24 protein-coding genes (1 of these 24 only partly in view) are annotated in these 23004 nt (G+C 46.1%); 5 read left to right on the top strand and 19 right to left on the bottom strand.

All coding sequences use genetic code 11. The features are described 5' to 3' along the window. Positions 1 to 80 carry the 5' end (the start) of an acetolactate synthase small subunit gene (gene ilvN, locus ABXT60_RS02360; RefSeq protein WP_443631176.1) on the bottom strand. 412 nt of this gene lie to the left of the window's left edge, so only the first 80 of its 492 coding nucleotides appear in the window; the start codon lies at positions 78 to 80; its stop codon lies off the left edge, out of view. Further along, a complete protein-coding gene (locus ABXT60_RS02355; protein ID WP_443631175.1) occupies positions 80 to 1801 on the bottom strand; it encodes an acetolactate synthase 3 large subunit in 1722 nt (573 codons plus the stop codon). Before ABXT60_RS02355 ends, ilvN begins: the two co-directional genes overlap by 1 nt. Before the next feature lie 433 nt (positions 1802 to 2234). Between ABXT60_RS02355 and ABXT60_RS02350 the strand changes: the two genes are divergently transcribed. Beyond that, positions 2235 to 2501, top strand: coding sequence for a hypothetical protein (locus tag ABXT60_RS02350; RefSeq protein ID WP_443631174.1), 267 nt, complete (start codon positions 2235 to 2237; stop codon positions 2499 to 2501). A 43-nt stretch (positions 2502 to 2544) separates the two neighbouring features. On the opposite strand, the gene clpB is transcribed toward ABXT60_RS02350, so the two are convergent. The 3 genes from clpB to rluD all read right to left on the bottom strand — a co-directional run bounded on the left by clpB (position 2545) and on the right by rluD (position 6994). Then, entirely contained in the window at positions 2545 to 5130 is a 2586-nt protein-coding gene (clpB, locus tag ABXT60_RS02345; protein WP_443631173.1) for an ATP-dependent chaperone ClpB, read from the bottom strand. A gap of 134 nt (positions 5131 to 5264) precedes the next feature. Further along, a complete protein-coding gene (gene pgeF, locus ABXT60_RS02340; RefSeq protein WP_443631172.1) occupies positions 5265 to 6023 on the bottom strand; it encodes a peptidoglycan editing factor PgeF in 759 nt (252 codons plus the stop codon). Next, positions 6023 to 6994: a 23S rRNA pseudouridine(1911/1915/1917) synthase RluD gene (gene rluD, locus ABXT60_RS02335; RefSeq protein ID WP_443631171.1), complete on the bottom strand. Its 972-nt coding sequence runs from the start codon at positions 6992 to 6994 to the stop codon at positions 6023 to 6025. The genes pgeF and rluD overlap by 1 nt, the downstream gene beginning before the upstream one ends. 133 nt (positions 6995 to 7127) lie before the next feature. Here rluD and ABXT60_RS02330 point away from each other — a divergent pair, with 133 nt between their 5' ends. Further along, a complete protein-coding gene (locus tag ABXT60_RS02330) occupies positions 7128 to 7979 on the top strand; it encodes an outer membrane protein assembly factor BamD (RefSeq protein WP_443631170.1) in 852 nt (283 codons plus the stop codon). Between the two features lie 7 nt (positions 7980 to 7986). Here the strand turns inward: ABXT60_RS02330 and nadE are convergent, their stop codons facing one another. From nadE to murJ, 10 genes are all read right to left on the bottom strand, one after another. Further along, entirely contained in the window at positions 7987 to 8916 is a 930-nt protein-coding gene (gene nadE, locus ABXT60_RS02325; RefSeq protein ID WP_443631169.1) for an ammonia-dependent NAD(+) synthetase, read from the bottom strand. Beyond that, positions 8894 to 9295: a type IV pilin protein gene (locus ABXT60_RS02320; RefSeq protein WP_443631168.1), complete on the bottom strand. Its 402-nt coding sequence runs from the start codon at positions 9293 to 9295 to the stop codon at positions 8894 to 8896. Before ABXT60_RS02320 ends, nadE begins: the two co-directional genes overlap by 23 nt. Before the next feature lie 221 nt (positions 9296 to 9516). Then, positions 9517 to 10146, bottom strand: coding sequence for a PulJ/GspJ family protein (locus ABXT60_RS02315; protein WP_443631167.1), 630 nt, complete (start codon positions 10144 to 10146; stop codon positions 9517 to 9519). Beyond that, the gene (locus tag ABXT60_RS02310) at positions 10119 to 10604 is read right to left on the bottom strand and encodes a type IV pilus modification PilV family protein (protein WP_443631166.1); all 486 of its coding nucleotides are present in this window, start codon (positions 10602 to 10604) and stop codon (positions 10119 to 10121) included. Before ABXT60_RS02310 ends, ABXT60_RS02315 begins: the two co-directional genes overlap by 28 nt. Continuing rightward, positions 10595 to 11128: a GspH/FimT family protein gene (locus ABXT60_RS02305; protein ID WP_443631165.1), complete on the bottom strand. Its 534-nt coding sequence runs from the start codon at positions 11126 to 11128 to the stop codon at positions 10595 to 10597. The genes ABXT60_RS02310 and ABXT60_RS02305 overlap by 10 nt, the downstream gene beginning before the upstream one ends. 115 nt (positions 11129 to 11243) lie before the next feature. Further along, a complete protein-coding gene (locus tag ABXT60_RS02300; protein ID WP_443631164.1) occupies positions 11244 to 11675 on the bottom strand; it encodes an FKBP-type peptidyl-prolyl cis-trans isomerase in 432 nt (143 codons plus the stop codon). Beyond that, on the bottom strand, positions 11659 to 12168 hold the full coding sequence (gene lspA, locus ABXT60_RS02295; RefSeq protein WP_443631163.1) for a signal peptidase II: 510 nt from the start codon (positions 12166 to 12168) through the stop codon (positions 11659 to 11661). The genes ABXT60_RS02300 and lspA overlap by 17 nt, the downstream gene beginning before the upstream one ends. Continuing rightward, positions 12161 to 14953: an isoleucine--tRNA ligase gene (gene ileS, locus ABXT60_RS02290; protein WP_443631162.1), complete on the bottom strand. Its 2793-nt coding sequence runs from the start codon at positions 14951 to 14953 to the stop codon at positions 12161 to 12163. Before ileS ends, lspA begins: the two co-directional genes overlap by 8 nt. A 33-nt stretch (positions 14954 to 14986) precedes the next feature. Then, a complete protein-coding gene (gene ribF / locus ABXT60_RS02285; protein WP_443631161.1) occupies positions 14987 to 15922 on the bottom strand; it encodes a bifunctional riboflavin kinase/FAD synthetase in 936 nt (311 codons plus the stop codon). Between the two features lie 115 nt (positions 15923 to 16037). Further along, entirely contained in the window at positions 16038 to 17624 is a 1587-nt protein-coding gene (gene murJ, locus ABXT60_RS02280; protein WP_443631160.1) for a murein biosynthesis integral membrane protein MurJ, read from the bottom strand. Positions 17625 to 17868: 244 nt separating this feature from the next. Between murJ and rpsT the strand changes: the two genes are divergently transcribed. Further along, positions 17869 to 18129, top strand: a complete 261-nt coding sequence (gene rpsT, locus ABXT60_RS02275; RefSeq protein ID WP_046484347.1) for a 30S ribosomal protein S20 — start codon at positions 17869 to 17871, stop codon at positions 18127 to 18129. A 150-nt stretch (positions 18130 to 18279) separates the two neighbouring features. Next, positions 18280 to 18423: a hypothetical protein gene (locus ABXT60_RS02270; RefSeq protein ID WP_443631159.1), complete on the top strand. Its 144-nt coding sequence runs from the start codon at positions 18280 to 18282 to the stop codon at positions 18421 to 18423. Positions 18424 to 18592: 169 nt separating this feature from the next. On the opposite strand, the gene proB is transcribed toward ABXT60_RS02270, so the two are convergent. The 4 genes from proB to rplU all read right to left on the bottom strand — a co-directional run bounded on the left by proB (position 18593) and on the right by rplU (position 21683). Then, a complete protein-coding gene (proB, locus tag ABXT60_RS02265) occupies positions 18593 to 19717 on the bottom strand; it encodes a glutamate 5-kinase (protein WP_443631158.1) in 1125 nt (374 codons plus the stop codon). Next, complete coding sequence (gene cgtA, locus ABXT60_RS02260; protein ID WP_443631157.1) at positions 19710 to 20918, bottom strand: Obg family GTPase CgtA; 1209 nt, start codon at positions 20916 to 20918, stop codon at positions 19710 to 19712. Before cgtA ends, proB begins: the two co-directional genes overlap by 8 nt. Before the next feature lie 178 nt (positions 20919 to 21096). Beyond that, positions 21097 to 21354 carry a 50S ribosomal protein L27 gene (gene rpmA / locus ABXT60_RS02255; protein WP_046484350.1) on the bottom strand — a complete coding sequence of 86 codons (258 nt, stop codon included), beginning with the start codon at positions 21352 to 21354 and terminating at the stop codon, positions 21097 to 21099. Positions 21355 to 21371: 17 nt separating this feature from the next. After that, a complete protein-coding gene (gene rplU, locus ABXT60_RS02250; protein WP_046484352.1) occupies positions 21372 to 21683 on the bottom strand; it encodes a 50S ribosomal protein L21 in 312 nt (103 codons plus the stop codon). A 328-nt stretch (positions 21684 to 22011) separates the two neighbouring features. Here rplU and ABXT60_RS02245 point away from each other — a divergent pair, with 328 nt between their 5' ends. Further along, positions 22012 to 22980: a polyprenyl synthetase family protein gene (locus ABXT60_RS02245; protein ID WP_443631156.1), complete on the top strand. Its 969-nt coding sequence runs from the start codon at positions 22012 to 22014 to the stop codon at positions 22978 to 22980. Positions 22981 to 23004: the final 24 nt, after the last annotated feature.

Here is a 23004-nt window from a genome sequence, read left to right as displayed (position 1 = left end):
TTACGCTGGGAAAACAAACCCACTACGCGAGATAGAGCACCAGCTTCGTTTTCTAACAATACCGCTATGATATGCCTCATTAAGTTCGCTCCGTCTTGCTCAACCACATGTCACGCATAGATGCCTTAGGCACCAGCATGGGATACACATGTTCTGTTGGATCAATGTGGATGTCGAGGAACACAAGTTCATCTTTTAAGGCAAACGCCTCTTCCAAAGCCGGAATAAGCTCTGCTTCAGTTTTAACCGTAATTGCTTTATGCCCATAGGCATCTGTGAGTTTGTGGAAGTCTGGCAATGATTTCACATACGACTGGGAGTGACGACTGTCATAATTCATGTCTTGCCACTGCCGCACCATTCCTAGAGATTGGTTATTCAAACATACAATTTTTACAGGAATATCATATTGACTACAGGTGGAAAACTCCTGCAGGTTCATCTGAAAACTACCCTCACCCGTTACACACACTACTTCGGCGTCTGGATAATGCAGCTTAACGCCCATAGCCGCTGGGAAGCCAAAGCCCATGGTGCCTAGCCCACCTGAGTTGATCCACCTGTTAGGTTTGTCAAACTTGTAATATTGAGCTGCAAACATTTGATGCTGACCTACGTCAGAACATATGTAAGCATCCCCTTTAGTAACTTTATAGAGCGCCTCAATAACCTGCTGAGGCTTAAGCAAGCCGTTATCATTAAGCTCGTACCGACCACCATGGCGCTGACGCCACTGATCTATTTGGCTCCACCATTCAGACAATGCCTCTGCGTCTGGCACCCTGTCAGTCTTGGCAAGCAAAGCTAGCATTTCTATCAACACGCTCTTTGCTGGGCCCACAATGGGCACATCTGCTGCGATCGTTTTTGAAATAGATGATGGATCAATGTCAATATGAATAATTTTAGCTGTAGGGCAAAACTTCTCTGTGGCATTGGTCACGCGATCATCAAAGCGCGCACCAATACTTAAAATTAAGTCTGAGTTATGCAGCGCTGTGTTAGCTTCATAGGTGCCGTGCATGCCCGGCCATCCTAACCACAAGGGATCAGATGCTGGAAAGCCACCTAGCCCCATGAGCGTAGTCGTTACTGGGTAATTTAGCGTTCGAGCCAATTCAGTTGCTTCAGCAGATGCTCTGCCTCCTATGGTACCGCCACCTACAATAATCATCGGGCGACGCGCACTTAATAAAAGCTCAACGGCTTTCTTAATTTGGCCACTATGGCCACGGGTGGCTGGACTGTACGAACGCATGGACACTGATTCGGGGTAGTGGTACTCAAACTTGTCCGTTGGGGTCGTCATATCCTTGGGGATATCAATCACCACTGGGCCAGGACGGCCACTACTAGCAATGTAAAATGCCTTCTTGATTAGGCCTGGAATCTCGGAAGGGTGTTTAACTGCAAAGTTATGTTTAACTACAGGACGGGAAACACCCATCATATCGGTTTCTTGGAAAGCGTCTTCGCCAATTAACGTGCTGGGTACCTGGCCACAAAGCACTACCATGGGAATAGAATCCATAAACGCGGTTGCAATACCTGTTACTGCATTGGTCGCACCGGGGCCAGAGGTTACAAGCACTACCCCTGGCTTACCAGATGCCCGGGCATAGGCGTCTGCCATATGAGTTGCCGCTTGTTCGTGGCGTACTAAAATATGTTTAATTTGCTCTTGTTGAGCCAAGGCATCGTATATATGCAATACAGAACCACCTGGGTAGCCGTATATATACTCTATTTTTTGATCCTGTAGGCTGCGGATCACCATTTCTGCGCCGGAAAGCATTTCCACTGTATTATCCTCTCACCGCATTCTAAACGAAGCGATTATTATTTGTCTGAGATCTATCTCATGTAACCATCGAAGAATCACGGGCAGCGCTTGTAGCCAGACCGCAATATCGTGCAGGCACCAATGTGCCTATAGTGGTGACGCTCGGAGATCAGGCATTGTCGGGTTGCAACGTGCGTAGAACTCAGGGCAGACAAGCGAAAGGGTACTGCTTACCGTATCACAAACGCCAGGGATCACCTGAGCGACATGTGCATCAACCTAAAGGAATAATTTTCACACGCCAAGGCCCGTAATTCAATAGCTTAAGCAAAAAACAGGGGTTAATTTATTATAAATTGATAAAATTCTTCGGTGCTTTTTCAAACCTGATACAAACGTTTGGTGGTATAGTGATTGGAAAATAGCAAAACGTTTAGCTTGGGGGGTGTTTATGTCTAGTTTAGAGTTACGAAATCGTGAGCGAGTGATTGAAGAGTTGCGTATTTTCCTAAAAAAAATCTTTGTTGAGCCCGATATTATCCCTCACTCTTTAGCCATCGCGCGCGAATTAATTGATGAAGATAACGCAGACGCTATTATTGCTCAAAAAATATCAGACACCACCAACGTGAAAATTTATGCCGAGCATAGTGATGCAGACCGGCTATTTTTACAAGTTTTGCGAGAAGTTGTTAGGGATGAAAAGGCACTGTATTAAACAATGCCTTTTTAATAGCTAGCTACCGATTAAAGTGGCAAGACTAGTGCTTGGTAGGCAACCCAAAGGTCAACTTGGAACCTTTCACATCAACCACAATAATTTGCCCGGGCAAAAAATTGCCAGCTAACAACTCCTGAGCTAGGGGGTTTTCTAAATTACGCTGAATTGCGCGCTTTAGGGGTCTGGCTCCATAGACCGGATCAAAACCCTCTTCCACCAGCAAATTTTTAGCCGCAGTTGTCAGCTGGAGGCTTAACTCGTGCTCCTGTAGCCGTTCATGCAGCCTTAATAACTGGATATCTGCTATTTCTCGGACATGCTCTTTTCCTAAGGGGTGGAACACCACCAGCTCATCGATGCGGTTGAGTAATTCTGGTCTAAAGTGAGCGCCCACTATATCTAGCACTGCTGTGCGCATTTCTTCGTACTGACTTTCATCAGGCATGGTTTGGATCACATCCGAACCCATGTTTGAGGTCATCACAATCACTGTATTACGGAAGTCTACAGTACGACCTTGGCCATCCGTAAGTCGGCCATCCTCTAGCACCTGCAACAAGATATTGAACACATCAGGGTGAGCCTTTTCAACTTCATCTAGCAACAACACTGAATAAGGCCTGCGACGAACCGCCTCTGTTAAATAACCACCTTCTTCATACCCAACATAACCTGGCGGGGCACCAATAAGCCGAGCTATTGAGTGTTTTTCCATAAACTCAGACATATCGATACGCACCAGAGCTTGCTCTGTATCGAACAAGAAGGTCGCTAAAGATTTACATAATTGCGTTTTTCCTACACCCGTTGGCCCAAGGAATAGAAAAGACCCATTAGGGCGATTTGGGTCAGCCAAACCAGAACGTGAGCGGCGCACAGCATTGGAAACGCTAGACACGGCTTCAGATTGGCCAATAACTTGATGGTGTAAAGCGTCCTCCATGTTCAAAAGTTTCTCTCGCTCACCTGCCAACATGCGCCTCACAGGGATACCGGTCCACATGCTCACCACTTCAGCAATTTCTTCTTCACCTACCTTGCTGCGCAATAGCGTAGTTTCTAAACCTTCAGCCTCATGAGCTGCTTCTAGTTGTTTTTCTAGATCTGGAATAGTTCCATACTGCAGTTCAGACATTCTCCCCAAATTACTATTACGACGGGCGACTTCTAACTCTTGTCGTGCCACTTCTAGTTCTTCCTTAACCTTTTGCACACCATAGACAGAAGCCTTTTCGGCATTCCAAATTTCAAGTAAGTCAGCAAATTCTTTTTCTTGCTGAGCCAATTCGTCTTCTAAGCCTTTCAAACGGGCAGTAGCCGCTTTATCTGTTTCTTTTCTCAGCGCTTCACGCTCAATCTTCAACTGAATCATATGACGCTCAAGCTTATCCATTACTTCAGGCTTGGAGTCCATTTCCATTCGAATTCGGCTTCCTGCTTCATCGATTAAATCAATGGCTTTATCTGGTAACTGGCGATCAGTAATATAGCGTTGAGACAATCGTGCGGCCGCAATAATGGCAGAGTCAGTGATGTCTACACCATGGTGTAATTCATAACGTTCTTTTAACCCACGTAATATTGCAATAGTGGCTTGTTCGGTAGGCTCACCTACAAATACTTTTTGGAAACGACGCTCAAGAGCAGCATCTTTTTCAATGTACTTACGGTATTCATCTAAGGTAGTGGCTCCCAAACAATGCAACTCTCCCCGAGCAAGGGCCGGCTTCAGCATGTTGCCAGCATCCATTGCGCCTTCGCCTTTACCTGCACCTACCATGGTATGAATTTCGTCAATAAACAAGATGACGTTACCTTCTTGTTTACTCAGCTCATTGAGGACACTCTTAAGGCGCTCTTCAAATTCTCCACGATATTTTGCACCAGCAATAAGTGCACCCATATCCAAAGACAACACTTGTTTACCAATTAAACCTTCTGGCACTTCACCATTGACAATGCGCTGAGCCAAACCTTCTACGATAGCTGTTTTACCTACCCCTGGTTCACCTATTAACACCGGGTTATTTTTAGTTCGACGCTGCAACACTTGAATGGCACGGCGAATCTCATCATCACGACCAATAACAGGGTCTAGCTTGCCAGCTTCAGCACGCTGCGTAAGGTTAATGGTGAATTTATCCAACGCCTGACGTTCCTCTTCTGCACCTTGGCTGTCCACTTTGTCACCACCTCGCAGCTTATCTATAGCCTGAGTGAGCTTAATAGCTTTCACACCAGCTTTTGCCAACAAACCACCTACACCGTTTTTGTCTTGCACCAAGGCCACAATCAATTGCTCACTGGAAATAAATTGATCCCCGAGTTTTCCAGCAGCCTTTTCAGCTAAGTTAAAAAGCCGCGACAAGCCATTACCAAAGTGCACGTCGCCACTGTCGTTAGCCACTTTGGCCATATTATTTAAACGCTGACTTAGCTTAGTTTGTAACATGGGCATATCTGCCCCCGCCTGAACTAATAAAGATTGTGCTGAGCCCCCCTGCTGCTGCAGTAAAGCACTGAGCATGTGCTCAGGCTCAATAAATTGGTGGTCTAAAGAAAGGGCCAAAGATTGGGCTTCGCCCATGGCTTCTTGTAAACGATTGGTGAGTTTTTCAAAACGCATAATAAACCTCAATAAAACTCGTCGGCGATATTCACAGATGTCTGAATAAGGTAACACAGTGATTAACTTCTTATGGATAAGTGGGGTCTTGGGTCTGCGTTTTCAAGTGATAAACACTAAAACATTAGGAAAGCCTAAACTATCCAAATAAGACTAGCCATGCGCCCACTTGCTGGGTCACGGCGATGAGAATAGAAACGATCTGCAGCCGACAGGGTGCAATATTCACCGCCAAAGACCTTAGTGACACCCAGCCCCACTAGCTCTTTACGAGCCAAAGCATATAGATTACCTAACCACTTTTGAGGCTTTGCAGGAATGGCCGTGAATTCTTTGCAGCTACTGGAAACATCAGCACCAAAAGCATGAAGTACATCTGGCCCAACTTCGAAGGCATCTGGGCCAATGGCTGGGCCAAGCCACACTATAACGTCAGTAGGATCTGGAAACTGCGATACCGCTTTGCTGAGAATACCTTTGGCTAGCCCCTGCCAGCCGGCATGAACCGCAGCAACTTGCGTGCCCTTAGCATTGCATAACAGCACTGGCAAACAATCAGCACTCATTACTACACATGGCCAGTTTTTGGTTTGCGTAAAGCTACCATCACAATCATACAACCCAGCTTTTGCAGGTAAGCTTAATAGCTTTGAAGAGTGGGTTTGATTAAGCCAAAAAGGTTGGCGCTCTAGGCCAAGGTCTTGCTGTAATTGAAGACGATGCCGCGCCACACGCTGCGGGCAGTCTTGCACGTGCCGTGCCAAATTAAACCCCGCTAAGCCAATAACTGGCTCATTGGCCTTTAAATCACGGCAAGTCGATATTGCGCGGATATTGGCTGGCGCAGGCCAGTCTGGTGTTAAGTAACACGAAGGCTGGCCCGGGTAATTCATTAGAGACGCGAGTGAGGGTTGAGCTTAGTATCAGTGACAAGGTGCTTCAGTAAGTCGACCATATCATCTGGCAAATCTACTTCCCACTCCATATCTTCATGGGTAATGGGGTGCATTAGCTCTAACCGCTTGGCATGAAGTGCTTGACGCTTAAAAGCACGCAAACTATCCAAAAACTCTTCTTCGCAACCTTTAGGTAACCTCTGCCGGCCACCATAAAGAGGGTCCCCCTGTAATGGGTAGTTAATATGCGTCATATGTACACGAATTTGGTGGGTGCGACCCGTTTCCAATTTCAAGCGAATATGAGTATGAGCCCGAAAACGACGGAGCACTCTAAAGTGAGTAATGGCTTCTTTACCAACTGCCGACACTGCCATTTTTAAACGATTGCGGCTATGGCGCCCCATAGGTTCATCTACCGTACCACCCCCTGTAAGTACACCCTGAACAACTGCTTCATACTCGCGGCCCATGCTACGATCTTGCAACTGAGCCACCAACGCAGTTTGAGCAGGAAGGGTTTTAGCAACCACCATCAACCCCGTAGTATCTTTGTCTAGGCGATGGACAATACCGGCTCGAGGAACGCCATTAAGCTGCGGACAGTGGTGTAATAAGGCATTTAACAAGGTGCCACCATGGTGGCCAGCTGCTGGATGGACTACTAGCCCTGCAGCTTTGTTAATGATCAGGATATGATCATCTTCATAAACAATATCAATATCGATAGGTTCAGGCTGCCACCGCTCTTGAATTTCAATTTTACATTCTAAGGTGATCTTTTCACCACCGTAGAGTTTTTCTCTAGGCCGAAGCTGCTCGCCATTGACGAGAATATCGCCTTCTTCAATCCACTTTTTTAAGCGTGAGCGCGAGTAATCAGGAAATGCCACTGCGGCAATTTGGTCAACACGCATGCCTGCCCATTCTGGGTCGACTTGCGCTTGGAGGGAAATAGTTTCGTGCATGTTAAGACTTTCGTTGGCGCTAGTTGAACTAGCATATTAAACTAGAGTCTATTGTACAGTATTTCCGAGCAATTACGCTGCTCAATAGACAATGATATACTCCAAACTCTTTGCAACAGGCAACTTAAACACTATGCAACACAAGACTTTAAACCACTTCCTTCGTATCCCCTTAATTATAATCATCAGTTTAATGCTTAGCGCATGCTCTAGCACTAGCACTGAGCCCGTAATTGAAGACGTAAAACCAGAAGCAGAACTATATGCAAGCGCTATGGTGAAGCTGGAAGATGGCAACTACCGGCCAGCCATAGCAGATTTAGAAGCAATGGAAGCTCGCTATCCCTATGGGCGTTATTCTGAGCAAGCCCAACTTGAGTTAGTTTACGCTTACTATCGCAGCAGCCAGCCCACAGCTGCAAAAACAGCAGCTTCTCGTTTTATCCGTTTACATCCAGACCACGAACACGTGGACTATGCATACTATTTAAAGGGCCTAACCGCTTTTGAAGAAAATGTGGGTGCGTTTGATCAATATCTTGGCACTGACAAGGCGAAAAAAGACCCTGGTGCGGCGCGAGACTCCTTTACTGATTTTTCAACATTACTCAGCCGCTTTCCAAATAGCGAATACGCTGCAGATTCTCGGGTACGGATGGTTTATCTACGAAACTTACTGGCTAAACACGAAATTCATGTAGCCAACTACTACCTTTCTCGCAATGCCTGGCTAGCGGCGGCAAACCGAGGCAAATACGTGGTGGAAAATTACCAACTTACGCCAGCAGTAGAAGACGCTTTGAAGGTTATGGTACAGGCTTATACAGAATTGGGGTTATTAGATAATGCCAGCAACGCTCAGCAAGTATTAGCGGCCAACTTTGGTGATCCCAGCTCAGCTAATGAAGCTGCGATAGACGAGTCACAAGACGTCTTCGAGCAACGATCTTGGTTTAAACGGCTAACATTCGACTTATTTGAATAATAGCCTGTTATACATCCCAGTTACAGTAGAGTGTGACTGGGCCTTGTCGTTTATGCTCTGTTTCGCGATAGCGCTGCTCTAGTATCTTCTGAGCTTCCTTAGAAATCACCTTTCCTTCTAAATAATCATCTATTTGATCATAAGTAACTCCTAACGATTCCTCGTCAGCTTGCTGTGGATTATTTTCTTCTAAATCTGCCGTGGGGACTTTGTATACTAGACAATCGGGTGCACCCACATGGGCGGCCAAACTGCGAACCTGGCGTTTATTTAAGCCAAACAAGGGCGCAATGTCACACGCACCATCACCGTGTTTAGTAAAAAACCCAGTAACGGCCTCAGCACCATGATCAGTGCCAATAACAAGCCCATTGAGTAAGCTTGCTACGAAGTATTGACTGCTCATTCTGGCTCGCGCTTTGTTATTGCCCCGAGAGAAATCTAGCTTATTAACACTTGGCTTAAGCCATTCAATTAACGGCTCAGAAGCCAAGTCTAAACCCTTCACCATGGCCTCTATGTTAATCTCCATTCGATGGCTGGGTTGAATAAACTCCAAAGCTAACTGCGCATCACTTTCATCGGCTTGCACTCCGTAGGGCAAACGCACAGCAACAAATTGATACTCTTGCGTATGATGCTGCTGGTTTAACTGATCACACGCCATTTGTGCCAGTTTACCTGCCGTAGTTGAGTCAACACCGCCCGATAAACCTAACACCAGTGCCTTAGCACCAGCAGTGGTTAAACTTTGCTTCAGAAACTCAACGCGCTTGGCCACTTCGGCATCAATGTCGATGAAAGGTAGGGTGTGCAGTGCTGCAATAATCTTATGCTGTTGCGACGCGCTCATGAAGTTAGTCCAAGCTGCTAGTAATAAAAAACCATGGTAACCCATATCATCATCAAAGTGCTCACTTGCAGTGCTGGATTCCACCCCCTTTACTAAGACTTTTCATTTCGCCAGTATCTGATAGTGTGAGACGCCAACAGAATGCGTCATGACGTTGCGGCCCATTAGCATTTACTGTTGCTGAGAGTAGAAAACCTGTTTCTGTGAGCTGCACTTGATAACGATACCGGACCTGCTCAGCAGGCTTGATTGCTAATCCGATGTCTGCAAAATAATCACCGTGTTGAATATGCCACATTTGCTGCTGCAAACTAATGCGTTGCAACTGCAACCAAGCCTGTTGACGGCCTACAGACAACTGATGTTGTCGCCATGAGGGCACTACTAAGGATAAGATCGTACTGACCAACGCCAAAACTAACAACAGTTCCATCAGGCTAAAGCCTTGCGTGTTATTGCGCATCGACATACCTCCTATTATTGAGTAAAGGTGGCCATTGGTTAATCCTCACCTGTATGGTTTGATGCCCTTGCCTAACACTTCGCAGACTCAACTGCGCTTGCGACATCAACATCACCACACCTAGGGCAATCAGAAATATAACCATCAATACAGCCAACAATAACCACCCCTTTTGATTCCTCTTTGGCGTCAGCCGCAGAGCCTGGGGGGAGCTCGTGCGTTTAGCTGCACACATTAACTGCCCGCCAGATAAAGTTAACCACATGCAGCACAACATCATCATCTTGATGCCATAACCACTGGCTAGTTTTTCCAGCTCTTAGCTGTTTGCTGGCTGGTATTCTTAGCTCCAAGTTAACCCTCACTTGGTGCAATTTAATAAATTCACCTATTTCGTAGCTTGAGTGCCACTGATCAATCACGCAGTCTTGATTAGTATCCACTCCGAAAGAAAGATGGAATGAATCTACCTGTGCTAAAAAACTGCTGCTGCGACCGCCAGCCCTTCGCCTTGTGAGGCTTTGCCCACCAGCACCATAAGCATAATCATAGTTAACACAACGCCCATGGTATAGGCGCATTATTGAGAGGGTATGAGCTGTACCTGAAATAACACCAGACCCACATAAATCGCGCCAATCACTGCGCACTTGGGCAACTGCCAGCTGGTCCTGAGATTGAGTTTGAACGACCACTTGAGCCAACAGCTTATGTTGATTGAACTGCAGTAAACTGGCGGTTATGGCAAGCATTATTAAGGCAGCAAGGCCAGTACTCAGTAGCATTTCTAATAGTGTAAAGCCTGATTGTTTAGCAACAGCTATTAAAGCCCTATTTCGAGGTATATGCATGCCGTCCCCTGTTCACAAAGGTCTGTGGAGGCAACCAAATTTTGCGACCAGCGCAACCAAACTGTTAGCGTATCACCAGGGACACAGCCACTGTTACACAACATGCTAAGTTCCGCGTTAGGCAGCTGCTTCTGTAGCTCTGCCTGCCAATGTGCAGCCCACATTTGCGTCATAGCCATTGGATTACAGTAGTGCCCATTAAAGCAACTTATGTCTCCATTTGGTGGTGCGGCGAGAAGTGATTGATAATGCTTCGGGTAGGCCCACGTTTGGCTTGCAACTTGATCTAATAAGCGGCTAGCAAAGTGCAGCTGTTGGCTGTAAATGAGCACCTTTTGACTATGGCTCTGAGCCGTAAAAAGCACTAGAAACATCATACTAGACAAGCCTAAGCTTAATAAAACTTCTATTAGAGCCAAGCCTTTTTGGTCTACTATGTTTTGGCATGTTATGGGCATGGTGCTTTTGCCTCGCGCAAGCGTCCACTTGAGGAGAGCACTAGCGCATGGCCTAACTTCTCACTATTAACCACTGCCGAGCTGCTGCTTGGGCTACACAAAACCATCGTTCCAGATTGAGCCGTATTGCCAGCACTATTAAAGCTAATTTGTGAGTCACGGTTAAAGTGAAAGAAAACACCTTTTCTGATCTGCCATTGAGAGAGCACTAGTTCTGCATGCTGCCAATAACTATCGTTGTTTTTATCGAGGTAGGTTAAAAAACCTATTGACGCACCGCAAGCACTAGACCAACAGATACTCACTTTGGCATTTGCTTGTATGCTAGTAATTCGGGCAAAACGAATCTGTTGGGCCAATCTTTGTCTTTCGTCATACAAAGACTGAAGCTGCCACGTTGCATAGATTGGCGGGGCAGCCAAAGAGGCTACAATAGCCACAAGGGCCAGAGCAATGAGGAGTTCCAGCAAGCTCCAACCAAAGCAAGCTCGGAACATATTTAGACTATGAACAAGAGAGCGCATGACAACATCCTTATTGGCTGCTGTATAAGTGTAGCTCAGTTTTGTAGATTATTTGGCAAGGCCCAACGTAAATATAAAATGTTGAAAGAAGTTGGTTAAAACGAGCGAGATCTTATTAACTGACCGCTAAAATTTCCACTTCAAATTTAAGCTCCACACCCGCTAAAGGGTGATTAAAATCCATCACAACATCATCTCCATCAATTGTTTTTACTACTCCTGGAAGTTCAGTATTAGCGGCATCAGAAAAACTAACAACTAAACCTTGCTCAAGTACCATGTCAGAACCAAACTGGTGACGCTTGAGGGTTTGAAGGTTGGCTGGATTGTGCTGCCCAAAACCATTTTCTGGAGTCACTGTAAATGTTTGATGCTCACCGACCACTAACCCCATAAGGCAGGATTCAAACCCCACCATTAAGTTACCATCACCTATAGTGAGCTCTACCGCGCCTTTATCAAAGGTGCTATCTATAGTTTCGCCACTGGCATGATATAGGGCGAAGTTTAACCTCACATGGGAAGATGTATTAATGCTCTGAGTCACGCTTTGCTGCCTTTTCTGTTTGCCAAAAATCAATAAATAAACCCACCACACCGATAAAGATCAAACTATCAGCTAAGTTAAAAGCGGGAAAATAGTAAGGTGGGTAATACACCAATAAGTAATCGATGACGTAGCCATTAATGACTCGGTCAACCAAATTGCCTAGAGCACCCGCTAATACCAAACTTAAGCTTAGCCCTAGCAGGGTCTGAGTACTTGGCGTGCGCTTTAACCACAAGATTAGCCAAAGACTGATGCCTAACGCAGTGACTGAAAAAAACCATCGTTGCCAACCTGGCTGTGACGCTAAAAAACTAAATGCTGCGCCTTTGTTGTGTACCAGTATAAGGTCAAAGAAGGGCATAATATTCAGCCTTTCTGCATAGTTAAATTGCTGCGTGACTGCCCACTTAATACCCAGATCGAGCGCCCACAGCAGCACAATAAAGACCACAAAGCGTCTCAAAGCTGATGTTTCTATCAGACTAGGCAAACTGACGAATCTCACCAGAGCCGCTAACGTTATCAATACAACGCCCACATAACTCCGGGTCTGCAGCAACAACACCTACATCTTCTCGATGATGCCAGCACCGCTCGCACTTGGTATGTTCTGAGGCGTGAATGTCTACACGTAAGCCCACCAACTCTGTCTCAGAACCACCATCTTCGCTAGCCACCAAAGAAGCCTTTGATGTGAGCAAAACAAAACGTAACTCATCACCCAACTGCTGCAATTGCGAGTGCAACTCTGGCACTGCATACAAGGTGATTTCCGCACTTAAAGAACCACCAATCACGCCCTGGTTGCGCTGAGTTTCTAAACTTTTGTTAATCGCCTGCTTTACATCCATGATTTGCGTCCAGTAGCCCGCCGTCATGCTTGTAGCCTTGGCTAGAGGTATAGCGTACCAAAGGTCCAACTGTACAGATTCAGCACGGTTGCCGGGTATATGCTCCCACAACTCATCTGCCGTATAGCTTAAGATGGGCGCAATCCAACGCGTCATCGTTTCGATCAGATGATACATTGCTGTTTGTGCTGATCTGCGCGCAAGGCTGTCTGCACCGCAGGTGTACTGGCGATCTTTAATAATATCTAAATAGAATCCACCCAAATCTTGCGAGCAAAAGTGGGTAATCTTTTGGTATACCGCATGGAAGTTATAGCTGTGGTAAGCTGCTTCAATTTCTGTTTGAAGTTCCGCTGCGCGCCCAAGCACCCATTGGTCTAGAGCCAGCATATCATCTATTGCAACCAGGTTATCAGCAGGAGAAAAACCATTAAGATTAGATAACAAGAAGCGCGCGGTATTGCGAATACGACGATAGGCATCTGCAGTGCGATTGAGGATTTCATCAGACACAGCCATTTCAGCGCTAAAATCTGAAGAGGCAACCCACAGACGAATAATATCTGCACCTAAAGTGTTGCACACTTTTTGGGGTGACATAACGTTGCCAATAGACTTAGACATTTTTCGGCCTTGTCCATCTACGGTAAATCCGTGGGTTAATACTCCTTTGTAAGGTGCTACTCCATGCATAGCTATGGAGGTCTTCAAAGATGACTGGAACCAACCACGATGCTGGTCTGAACCTTCTAAATAAAGATCAGCAGGAAAGCGCAATTCTGGACGCTGTTCTAATACCGAATAATGCGTGGTACCAGAATCAAACCATACGTCCATCGTGTCAGTGACTTTTTGATAATCTGCAGACTCTTCCCCTAGAATATCTGTCACATCGAGTTCGAACCATGCATCAATCCCATTTTCGGCTACTTTTTGCGCCACTTCTTCAAATAACTCAGCAGTGCGAGGGTGTAATTCTTGAGTTTGTCGGTTAACAAACAAAGTGATGGGTACGCCCCAAGTGCGCTGGCGAGACACACACCAATCTGGGCTAGAGGACAGCATGCCAGAGATACGAGCTGCACCCCATTCAGGATGCCAGGATACATTTTTCACTGCATCAAGCGCTTTTTCTAACAAACCGTTCTCTGACATAGAAATAAACCACTGTGGTGTAGCACGGTAGATAAGTGGTGTTTTGGTGCGCCAACAATGGGCATAACTGTGAGTTATTTTAGCTTGATGTACCAAAGTGCCATGAGCTTCTAGAGCTGCAACAACTTGGTCGTCCACTTTATAAACATGAGCTCCAGCGAATTCGCCGGCTGCGTCTACAAACACCCCGTTATCATCAACCAAATTAAGCGTACCAATACCATAAGCACGGCCTACATTGAAGTCATCAACACCGTGGTCTGGTGAGGTATGCACACTACCCGTACCTGCTTCCGTAGTCACATGGTCACCCAGAATCACTGGCACTTGCAGCTCATCATAAAAGGGGTGCTGTAGGACCAAGTTTTCTAACGCTTGACCCTTAGTTTCTCCTAATATCTTAAAATCATCTATGCCGTATCGTTGCATAGCACTGGCTACAAGGTCCTTAGCAAATACTTGGCACTCATTATTTACTTGAACTAAAACATAATCAAATTCGGCATGCATACTCACCGCTTGGCTAGATGGCAATGTCCAAGGGGTTGTTGTCCAAATGACTACCGAGGTTGGCAAATCGATTACTACACCAAAGGCCTGGCTCCATGCTTGCTGGTCTAACACGCCATAGCGAACATCGATTGAAAGAGACACCTTGTCCTGGTATTCAACTTCTGCCTCTGCCAAGGCAGAAGCCCCAACAACACTCCAGTAAACTGGCTTATACCCTTTGACCAAGTGGCCATTTTCAACGATTTTTCCTAATGAGCGAATAATATTGGCTTCTGTCTCAAAACGCATCGTTTTATACGGATTCTGCCAGTCTCCAATTACCCCTAAACGAACGAAGTCTGCCATTTGCCCGGCCACTTGCTTTTCTGCATATACTCTACACTTTTCACGAAATATAGCGTGACTAACTTTTTTCCCGGCTTTACCAATCTTTTGCTCTACCTTGTGCTCAATGGGTAGGCCATGACAATCCCAGCCTGGCACATACGGGGCATCAAAACCACTTAACGTCTTAGACTTAACAATGATGTCTTTTAGGATCTTATTGACTGCATGGCCAATGTGAATGTCTCCGTTAGCATAAGGGGGGCCATCATGCAAAATAAACTGTTCACGGCCTTTACCCACTGCACGCAATTTATTATACAGATCCATTTGCTGCCACTTTTTGAGCGTTTTAGGCTCACGCTGGGCTAAATTACCACGCATTGGAAAATCTGTTTGAGGTAAATTCAAGGTGGATTTATGGTCGCTCATACTTATGTTCACTTCTTAAATAAATAATTAAGTCTATGGGGATGCAACAGCAAAAAAGTCTTTGGCTGTCTGCATGTCTAGTTCTATTTGTGCTTGCAACTGGGCGAGCCCATCAAATTTTTGTTCACTGCGAATAAACTCGCAAATCTCTACACTAATCGTCTTGCCGTAAAAGTCACCACTGAAATCAAACAGATGGACTTCTAATTGAGGCTGAACACCTGCAAGTGTGGGGCGGTAGCCTATATTAGCTACGCTGGTGATGGGTTGGTCTAGTAACCCATGAACCAAAGTAGCATAAACGCCCTGAAGCGCTGGCCTCGGCTTTTGTAGCCGTATATTAGCCGTAGGCACGCCTAATTTGCGGCCTAGTTGCTGCCCATAAGCCACTTTACCAGTAACGGTAAAAGGACGGCCTATAAATCGCCTGACAGCCTTTAAATCATGAATCTCTAAGGCATTACGAATGCGAGTACTGGAAACACGCTCACCATCTAATTCACACGTTTCAGTATTCTCTACGGCAAAACCATGGTTCAAGCCTTCAGTTTGTAGTAATGCATAATTTCCTGTGCGGCCTTGGCCAAAACGAAAATCGTCCCCCACTACAAAATGACTCACTGCCAAGCCACTAACTAATAATTGCTGGATAAAATCATGGGCACTAAGGCTTAATAATTTAGCATCAAAACGCAGGCACAGGACACGGTCAATGCCATGTTGTTCCAGTAAACACAATTTTTCCCGTAATCGTGTTATTCGCCGTGGAGCCTGATCATTGGCGAAATACTCTAGCGGTTGTGGCTCAAACAACACAACCACCGCAGGTAGACCTTGCATGATTGCCTTTAGCTTCACCTGGCGCAACACTCGCTGGTGGCCCAAATGAACACCATCGAAATTTCCAATGGTCGCCACACAGCCGCGATGTTCCGGCTTGAGGTTGTAAAGACCACGAATAAATTCCATAAGCACTCGTTAAATTCGAGGCCACAGCCTCAGCAAAAAGTAAGCCTTGCATTATATACTAGACACGACTCATTTTGCGACTTACAAAACGCTTTATAATGATTGATAGTTGATGCTATTTTGGGCCCTGCAAATGGCCCCACCGAAGGCCAGTAAAGACAAGCCCAATGGCGTAGGCAAAAGAACCAAAAATAACAATCATCGTTAAGTGCTCTGCACGCTGCCACAAGCCCCATGCTAGCCATATTTCAACGGGCTGATAGGTTAGATAAATTACCCCAACGAGAGCCATGCTAGCCAGCAATACACGTAATGAAAATACGCCCCAGCCTATACTAGGGCGCCATATTCTCTGGCGATACAACCCCACGCCCAAAAGCGTGGCATTTAACAAAGCAGACAATGATGTGGCCATCGCCAAACCTACATGGTCAAACTGCCATACTAAAAGCAAATTAAACATCATATTACTAGCCATAGCCCAAATTCCAATACGCACAGGGGTCTTCATATCTTGGCGTGCAAAATAACCGGGGGCCAACACTTTAATGAGCATAAAAAACAGCAACCCTAGGGCGTAAGCACGCAAACTGGCGGCGCTAAATAGCACATCCCGGTCCCCCATAGCCCCATAGTGAAATAAAGTAGTGATGAGCGGTTCAGCTAAGAGTGCCAAAGCAATTGCCGCTGGCACTCCAATTAACAGGACCATACGCAAAGCCCAATCTAACGTGTCACTGAATGCTTGAGGAGATTTAGTCGCATGCCTTTGGGATAGCCCAGGCAAAATCACCGTGGCAATAGCGATACCAAATACCCCCAGAGGTAATTCCATTAACCTGTCTGAATAATATAACCAAGACACGCTGCCACTTTGCAGCAAAGACGCCAGCACCGTGTCTAGTAATAAATTAATTTGTGCCACTGACACACCAAACATAGCCGGCAGCATCAGTTTCATCACTTGTTTTACACGAACATTACTAAAGCCGAGCCGCGGCCGCACCAAAAGGCCTAGTTGAGCAACAAAGGGCAGCTGTAAGGCCAATTGCAAAATACCCGCAGCCAATACCCCCCAAGCCAAAGCCATCACCGGTACGGTCATTTGTGGAGCCAACCAAAGGGCTGCAGTGATTAAGCTAAGGTTTAATAACACAGGAGTTAGAGCTGGAATGACAAACCGCTTGGCATGGTTCAATAAACTCCCTAAAAACCCAGTCATGGAGATCAGTAATAAGTAGGGGAAGGTAATGCGTAACATATCCGCAGTAAGGCCGAGTTTATTTCCATCTCCTGAAAAACCTGGCGCAAATACCAAGGCCAAAACTGGCGCAGCAACCAAAGCGATCACAGTAACTAGAGTCAATATTAACAAAAGGCTTCCAGCCACTTTACTAACCGTCTCCTTGAGGAGCTCTTTGTTATCCTGCGCACTCATTTCGGCCAACACAGGCACAAACGCCTGATTAAATGCACCTTCAGCAAATAGCCTGCGCAAAAAGTTGGGTATTTTAAACGCTACAAAAAAGGCATCGGCGTGGGAACCCGCACCAAATAAAGTTGCTATGACCACATCACGAGCCAAACCTAAGATCCGGGATAACATCGTCATAGTGGCAACAATGACACTGGAACCCAGCAAGCCTTTGTCACCCGCAGATGGGTTTGGCGAAGACAGATTAGGTGGCAAAGAAGAACTCATAGATCCCTATAACGCATTAATAACAGAACAAAAACTCGTCATTTTTGTCTACTTACGGATGATTTAACCCATGTTAACGCAAAAACCTTAAAATGAGCTCATATTTATAACAAAAAGACGTAATCTAAGTTGACAAGAGGCGCCCAAACGGGAATAATTTCGCACCTCATAAACACCCTGCTGCACATATTGTGTTTAACACTTTATTTAAAGCTTTTAATTATATTTATATAGGAGCCAGATCGTGGCCAATTCCGCTGGATCAAAGAAACGCGCTCGCCAGGCAGAAAAACGTCGCAGTCATAACGCAAGCCTGCGCTCCATGGCACGCACATACTTAAAGAAAGTTATCGCTGCTATTGACGCTGGTGACAAAGAAGCTGCCCAAGCCGCGTATACAACTGCCGTATCCATCATGGACAAGAGTGTCTCAAAAGGCATTTACACCATGAACAAAGCTGCTCGTCATAAGAGCCGTTTAAGTGCAAAAATTAAAGCTCTATAATCCATTGTAGCGCTTATAAAAACCGGCTAAGGCCGGTTTTTTTGTGCCCAGGCCATACACTTTTATTGGCCTTTGATGGGCTTATAGCCTAAATGAGCTTTAACAGGCTGTAGTTTTTAGATACTGGATAGAATAGTGAAGTAGTAAAAAATGTGCCGTCTTGCAGCTTATATTGGGCCAGAAATCCCTCTTGAAAGTATTGTCACTGCTCCTACATACTCGCTACTTTCCCAAAGTAAAGATGCCTACGAATCTAAAGTGTCTACCAACGGTGATGGATTTGTTATTGCATGATATCTCGATTGCATCCGAACTACAGGACAGCCTAAGAGATAATTGGGCACTCATCATGCCATCATCTATTGTAGAAACTGGGGGTGATGGAATGGTGCAACAGAGATGGATTATATTGACTTAAAATTCAGCCACTCAACTAACCATGCGGGCTGGGTAGGTTTAATGATTAGATGAGAACGAGGTTATCACGGTGAATAAGCTCAGGCTCGGCCACATAGCCTAGCGTAGATTCAATTGACCCACTCGCCAGGCCAACAATTTTTAAAGCTTCAGTAGCAGAGTAATTGACCAATCCTCGTGCGATAGTTTGACCATGTTCATCTAATATCAACACCATATCGCCACGGGTAAACTCCCCTGTCACAGTTCTTACCCCTACTGACAAAAGGCTCTTGCCTTGCTTTGTAAGCACCTTCGCTGCTCCCGCGTCCAAATGCAGTTCACCCTTAGCCTTAAGGTGGCCAGCAAGCCATTGCTTACGAGCTAAAAGGGGCTCTTGGTCAGGGACAAATAGAGTGCCCAGAGCTTCGCCTTGGCGCAAACGCTGTAAAACGCCTACAGTGCGGCCATTAGCTATAATAGTGTTAGCACCAGAGCGAGCTGCAAGCTTTGCAGCCTGTATTTTGGTCAACATTCCACCCCTGCCTAAATTGCCTGCAGATCCACTCGCCATCGGAATGAGCCCGGGGTCTCCAGCATGCACCTGAGACAACAACTTCGCGTCGTTATGGTGGCGCGGGTCCTTGTCACACAAGCCATCTTGGTCAGTAAGAATCACCAACAGATCTGCTTCTACCAGATTAGCGACCAAAGCACCCAATGTATCGTTATCTCCAAAACGAATTTCGTCCGTAACTACAGTATCGTTTTCATTCACTACAGGAATAACGTTGTGGCTTACCAGAGCACGTAGAGTTCCACGGGCGTTAAGGTAGCGTTCGCGGTGGGTTAGATCATCGTGGGTGAGGAGAATTTGTGCGGTGCGCATGCCATGGCGCGAAAAGCTTTCTTCATAACATTGAACCAAACCCATCTGTCCCACAGCTGCAGCAGCTTGAAGGTTGTGGATTTCTTTTGGCCGCTGAGTCCAACCCAAGCGAACCATACCTTCAGCAATAGATCCTGAAGAAACTAAAACAATTTCCACACCCTGTTGGCGTAGTTTTGCTAACTGGTCTACCCAGCCAGCAATGGCCTGTTTATCAAGCCCCTTGCCATCGTCGGTTAGCAGAGCACTCCCTATTTTAACTACCCAACGTTGGCCGCTCACGGCAGCCTGATGGCTAGTCATAGGTGTACTCGACTTCAACGTCGTAATCGTCGTCATCGTAATCATCATCGAGGTCGTCATTACCTTTGGCGGCTAAGCGCTGCTGATGACGGGCTAACTTGAACTGCTGCACTCGCTCACGCGCTTCCTGCTCTAAGCGTAATTTCAACTCTTCTTCTTGAGCAGCGTACTCTGGATCTGCAAGGGCGCGTTCATTTCGCTCTTCTATGAAATCCATAATGTCGCCAGCAAGCTTAAGTGTGCCTTGTTTATTAATAGCTGCTATCTCATATACAGGACCTTTCCAATCGAGTGCATCAACAACAGACTGACAGCGTTCTTTGCGCTCTTCCTCTGGCACCAAGTCAAGTTTATTAAGCACTAACCAACGCTCACGATCTGCTAAAGCGGGGCTAAATTTTTCTAACTCACGTACTATAATTTTCGCCGAATCTGCTGGAGTCACATCATCCCAAGGCGCCATGTCTACTAGGTGGAGTAACACACTGGTGCGCGACAGATGCTTAAGAAACTGAATGCCAAGGCCTGCGCCTTCTGCAGCACCTTCGATAAGGCCTGGAATATCAGCGATGACAAAACTTCGGTGGCGCTGCATACTCACAACACCAAGGTTAGGCGTAAGAGTAGTAAATGGATAGTTAGCAACTTTAGGCTTGGCGGCCGACACTGCCCGAATAAAGGTAGATTTTCCTGCATTAGGTAAACCCAACAAACCCACATCTGCCAGTACTTTCAGTTCAAAACGCAGATTTCGTTTCTCACCGGGGGAACCATTAGAGGTTTGGCGAGGTGCGCGGTTCACACTAGACTTAAAACGAGTGTTACCTAAACCGTGGAAACCACCTTGAGCTACCTTTACTACTTGACCTGCCTCAGCTAAGTCTGCGAGCACCTCGTCTGTATCACGATCAACAATAGTAGTGCCAACAGGAACCGTTAACGTCATGTCTTCACCAGACCCACCCGTACAATCCGCACCCTTGCCAGACTCACCAGATTGAGCTTGATAGCGAGGCTGAAAGCGGTAATCAACTAGGGTGTTAAGCGTTTCATCAGCTTCTACATAAATACTACCGCCATCACCACCATCACCACCATCTGGGCCACCACGGGGAATGTACTTCTCACGCCGAAAGCTCAAGCAACCGTTGCCGCCTTTACCTGCTTCCACAATGACGTTACTTTCGTCAACAAATTTCATACATTCTCCGTGCAGCTCCAGCTGCAAGATAAAGGCTCCGCGCCTTGATCAGTAATATTTAAATCGCCTCATACAATAGCGTCTTGCGCTGCGGCGTGTGGCTCATGCTGAGCACAAAAAAGCCCCGCTAGGCGGGGCTCTTTTTAAAGACCCCTAAGGCCTTTTTAGGTTCTTTGCCTTAAGCCGGTACAATAGTAACGAACTTGCGGTTTTTCGGACCTTTAACAACAAATTTAACAGTACCAGTTACAGTAGCAAACAAGGTGTGGTCTTTACCACAGCCAACGTTTGTACCCGCATGGAAATGAGTTCCACGTTGGCGAACTAGAATGTTACCTGCTGCAACGGCCTGACCACCAAAGCGCTTCACGCCTAAGCGTTTCGACTCTGAATCGCGACCGTTATTAGTACTACCACCTGCTTTCTTATGAGCCATGGGTTATCTCCTTACGATTAGGCACTAATGCCAGTAATCTTAACTTCGGTAAACCACTGACGATGACCCATCTGCTTCATGTGGTGCTTACGACGCTTGAACTTCATGATGCGTACTTTCTTGCCGCGACCGTGAGACACGATCTCTGCAGAAACCTTCGCACCTTCAACAACAGGAGCACCGATCTTTACATCTTCATCGTTAACTACTAAAAGCACACGATCAAAGTCAACGCTAGCGCCCACTTCAATGTTGAGTTTTTCTAGCTTGAGGGTTTCACCCTCTTCTACACGGTGCTGTTTACCACCGCTTACAATTACTGCATACATACTCTTCTCCAATATGTGCTGATCCGGCTACTAAAAAAAGGCCTGCTGCTAATAGCGCTTTAAGGGCCACAAGTGGTTCTTAAAAGTGCCATATGACAGGGAGCAAGTTGGACCAGTCACAGGGGGCGTAATTTTACGCTAACTTATCCCGCTTCACAAGTATATCTAGGCAGTATCTCAAGGTTTTTAGTGGAAGCGCGAAGATACTTAACTTCATGAAAAAACCACCCGCAATACTACACCTCCGCGTAGCACTTTCCTTGACACTTGCCCTCTAGCTCACTAGCATGTCGCACTTAACTTTCCAATATTCGATTCCGCATAAACTATGCAGGCTACCGACCTATACACTTCAGTAAAAGACGACTTCACAGCCGTTGATGCTGCCATTATTGAGCATCTTAGCTCTCAAGTTCCTTTAGTGGAAAAAATTGGCCAATACATCATAGAAAGTGGCGGGAAGCGTCTGCGGCCATTATTAGTATTACTTGCAGCTCGTGCGTGTGGCTACCAGCAAGATCAACACATTACCCTTGCTGCGGTGGTTGAATTTATCCATACAGCCACATTGCTCCACGATGATGTGGTAGACACTTCCGACCTGCGAAGAGGTAAACCAACCGCAAATAATAAATGGGGCAATTCTTCAAGCGTACTCGTTGGTGATTTTTTATACTCCCGCGCCTTTCAATTGCTAGTTGCTATTGGCCAAGTAGATGTTATGGACACCTTATCCAACGCAACTAATGTGATCGCAGAAGGCGAAGTTCTGCAACTACTTAACGCCAAAAATCCAGACGTAAGCGAAGCTGACTACTTGCATGTTATTCTCGGTAAAACAGCGATGTTGTTCGAGGCAGCAAGCCAAACTGGAGCTCAATTAGCCCACGCTAGCGCTGAACAAGTAGACGCCTTGAGACGTTTTGGTCGCCACCTAGGCATTGCATTTCAGCTGATAGATGACCTTATGGATTACGCAGGTAATGAGGCTACTATGGGCAAAAATGTTGGAGATGACCTTGCTGAAGGAAAACCTACCCTACCCCTCATTCATGCCATGGCTTGCGCTACAGATGACGAACGCACGCTGATTCGTCAATCTATCCGACAAGGCAGCTGTGAACACATCGATGAGATCCAAGCCATTCTCATCCGCTGTGGGTCGCTAGACTATACCCGAGCAAAGGCCTCACAAGAAACCCAAGATGCTCTTACCTGCCTTAAAATAATTGAGGACTCTGCGTATAAAAGGTCCTTAATTGATTTATGCACCCTAGCCTTAGCCCGAGAAAACTAATAATGGTATAATGATACATTAATC

The sequence above is a fragment of the Candidatus Njordibacter sp. Uisw_056 genome, assembly GCF_047730085.1.
GTDB lineage: Bacteria > Pseudomonadota > Gammaproteobacteria > Pseudomonadales > Balneatricaceae > Njordibacter.
This window is presented reverse-complemented; position numbering and strand designations above follow the sequence as displayed.

Bases quoted from the DNA above. Each gene is read 5' to 3' on its own strand.
- ABXT60_RS02350 (WP_443631174.1), top strand. From the start codon at position 2,235: ATGTCTAGTTTAGAGTTACGAAATCGTGAGCGAGTGATTGAAGAGTTG.
- clpB (WP_443631173.1), bottom strand. From the start codon at position 5,130: ATGCGTTTTGAAAAACTCACCAATCGTTTACAAGAAGCCATGGGCGAA.
- pgeF (WP_443631172.1), bottom strand. From the start codon at position 6,023: ATGAATTACCCGGGCCAGCCTTCGTGTTACTTAACACCAGACTGGCCT.
- rluD (WP_443631171.1), bottom strand. From the start codon at position 6,994: ATGCACGAAACTATTTCCCTCCAAGCGCAAGTCGACCCAGAATGGGCA.
- ABXT60_RS02330 (WP_443631170.1), top strand. From the start codon at position 7,128: ATGCAACACAAGACTTTAAACCACTTCCTTCGTATCCCCTTAATTATA.
- ABXT60_RS02320 (WP_443631168.1), bottom strand. From the start codon at position 9,295: ATGCGCAATAACACGCAAGGCTTTAGCCTGATGGAACTGTTGTTAGTT.
- ABXT60_RS02315 (WP_443631167.1), bottom strand. From the start codon at position 10,146: ATGCATATACCTCGAAATAGGGCTTTAATAGCTGTTGCTAAACAATCA.
- ABXT60_RS02310 (WP_443631166.1), bottom strand. From the start codon at position 10,604: ATGCCCATAACATGCCAAAACATAGTAGACCAAAAAGGCTTGGCTCTA.
- ABXT60_RS02305 (WP_443631165.1), bottom strand. From the start codon at position 11,128: ATGCGCTCTCTTGTTCATAGTCTAAATATGTTCCGAGCTTGCTTTGGT.
- ileS (WP_443631162.1), bottom strand. From the start codon at position 14,953: ATGAGCGACCATAAATCCACCTTGAATTTACCTCAAACAGATTTTCCA.
- ribF (WP_443631161.1), bottom strand. From the start codon at position 15,922: ATGGAATTTATTCGTGGTCTTTACAACCTCAAGCCGGAACATCGCGGC.
- murJ (WP_443631160.1), bottom strand. From the start codon at position 17,624: ATGAGTTCTTCTTTGCCACCTAATCTGTCTTCGCCAAACCCATCTGCG.
- ABXT60_RS02270 (WP_443631159.1), top strand. From the start codon at position 18,280: ATGTGCCGTCTTGCAGCTTATATTGGGCCAGAAATCCCTCTTGAAAGT.
- proB (WP_443631158.1), bottom strand. From the start codon at position 19,717: ATGACTAGCCATCAGGCTGCCGTGAGCGGCCAACGTTGGGTAGTTAAA.
- cgtA (WP_443631157.1), bottom strand. From the start codon at position 20,918: ATGAAATTTGTTGACGAAAGTAACGTCATTGTGGAAGCAGGTAAAGGC.
- rpmA (WP_046484350.1), bottom strand. From the start codon at position 21,354: ATGGCTCATAAGAAAGCAGGTGGTAGTACTAATAACGGTCGCGATTCA.
- rplU (WP_046484352.1), bottom strand. From the start codon at position 21,683: ATGTATGCAGTAATTGTAAGCGGTGGTAAACAGCACCGTGTAGAAGAG.
- ABXT60_RS02245 (WP_443631156.1), top strand. From the start codon at position 22,012: ATGCAGGCTACCGACCTATACACTTCAGTAAAAGACGACTTCACAGCC.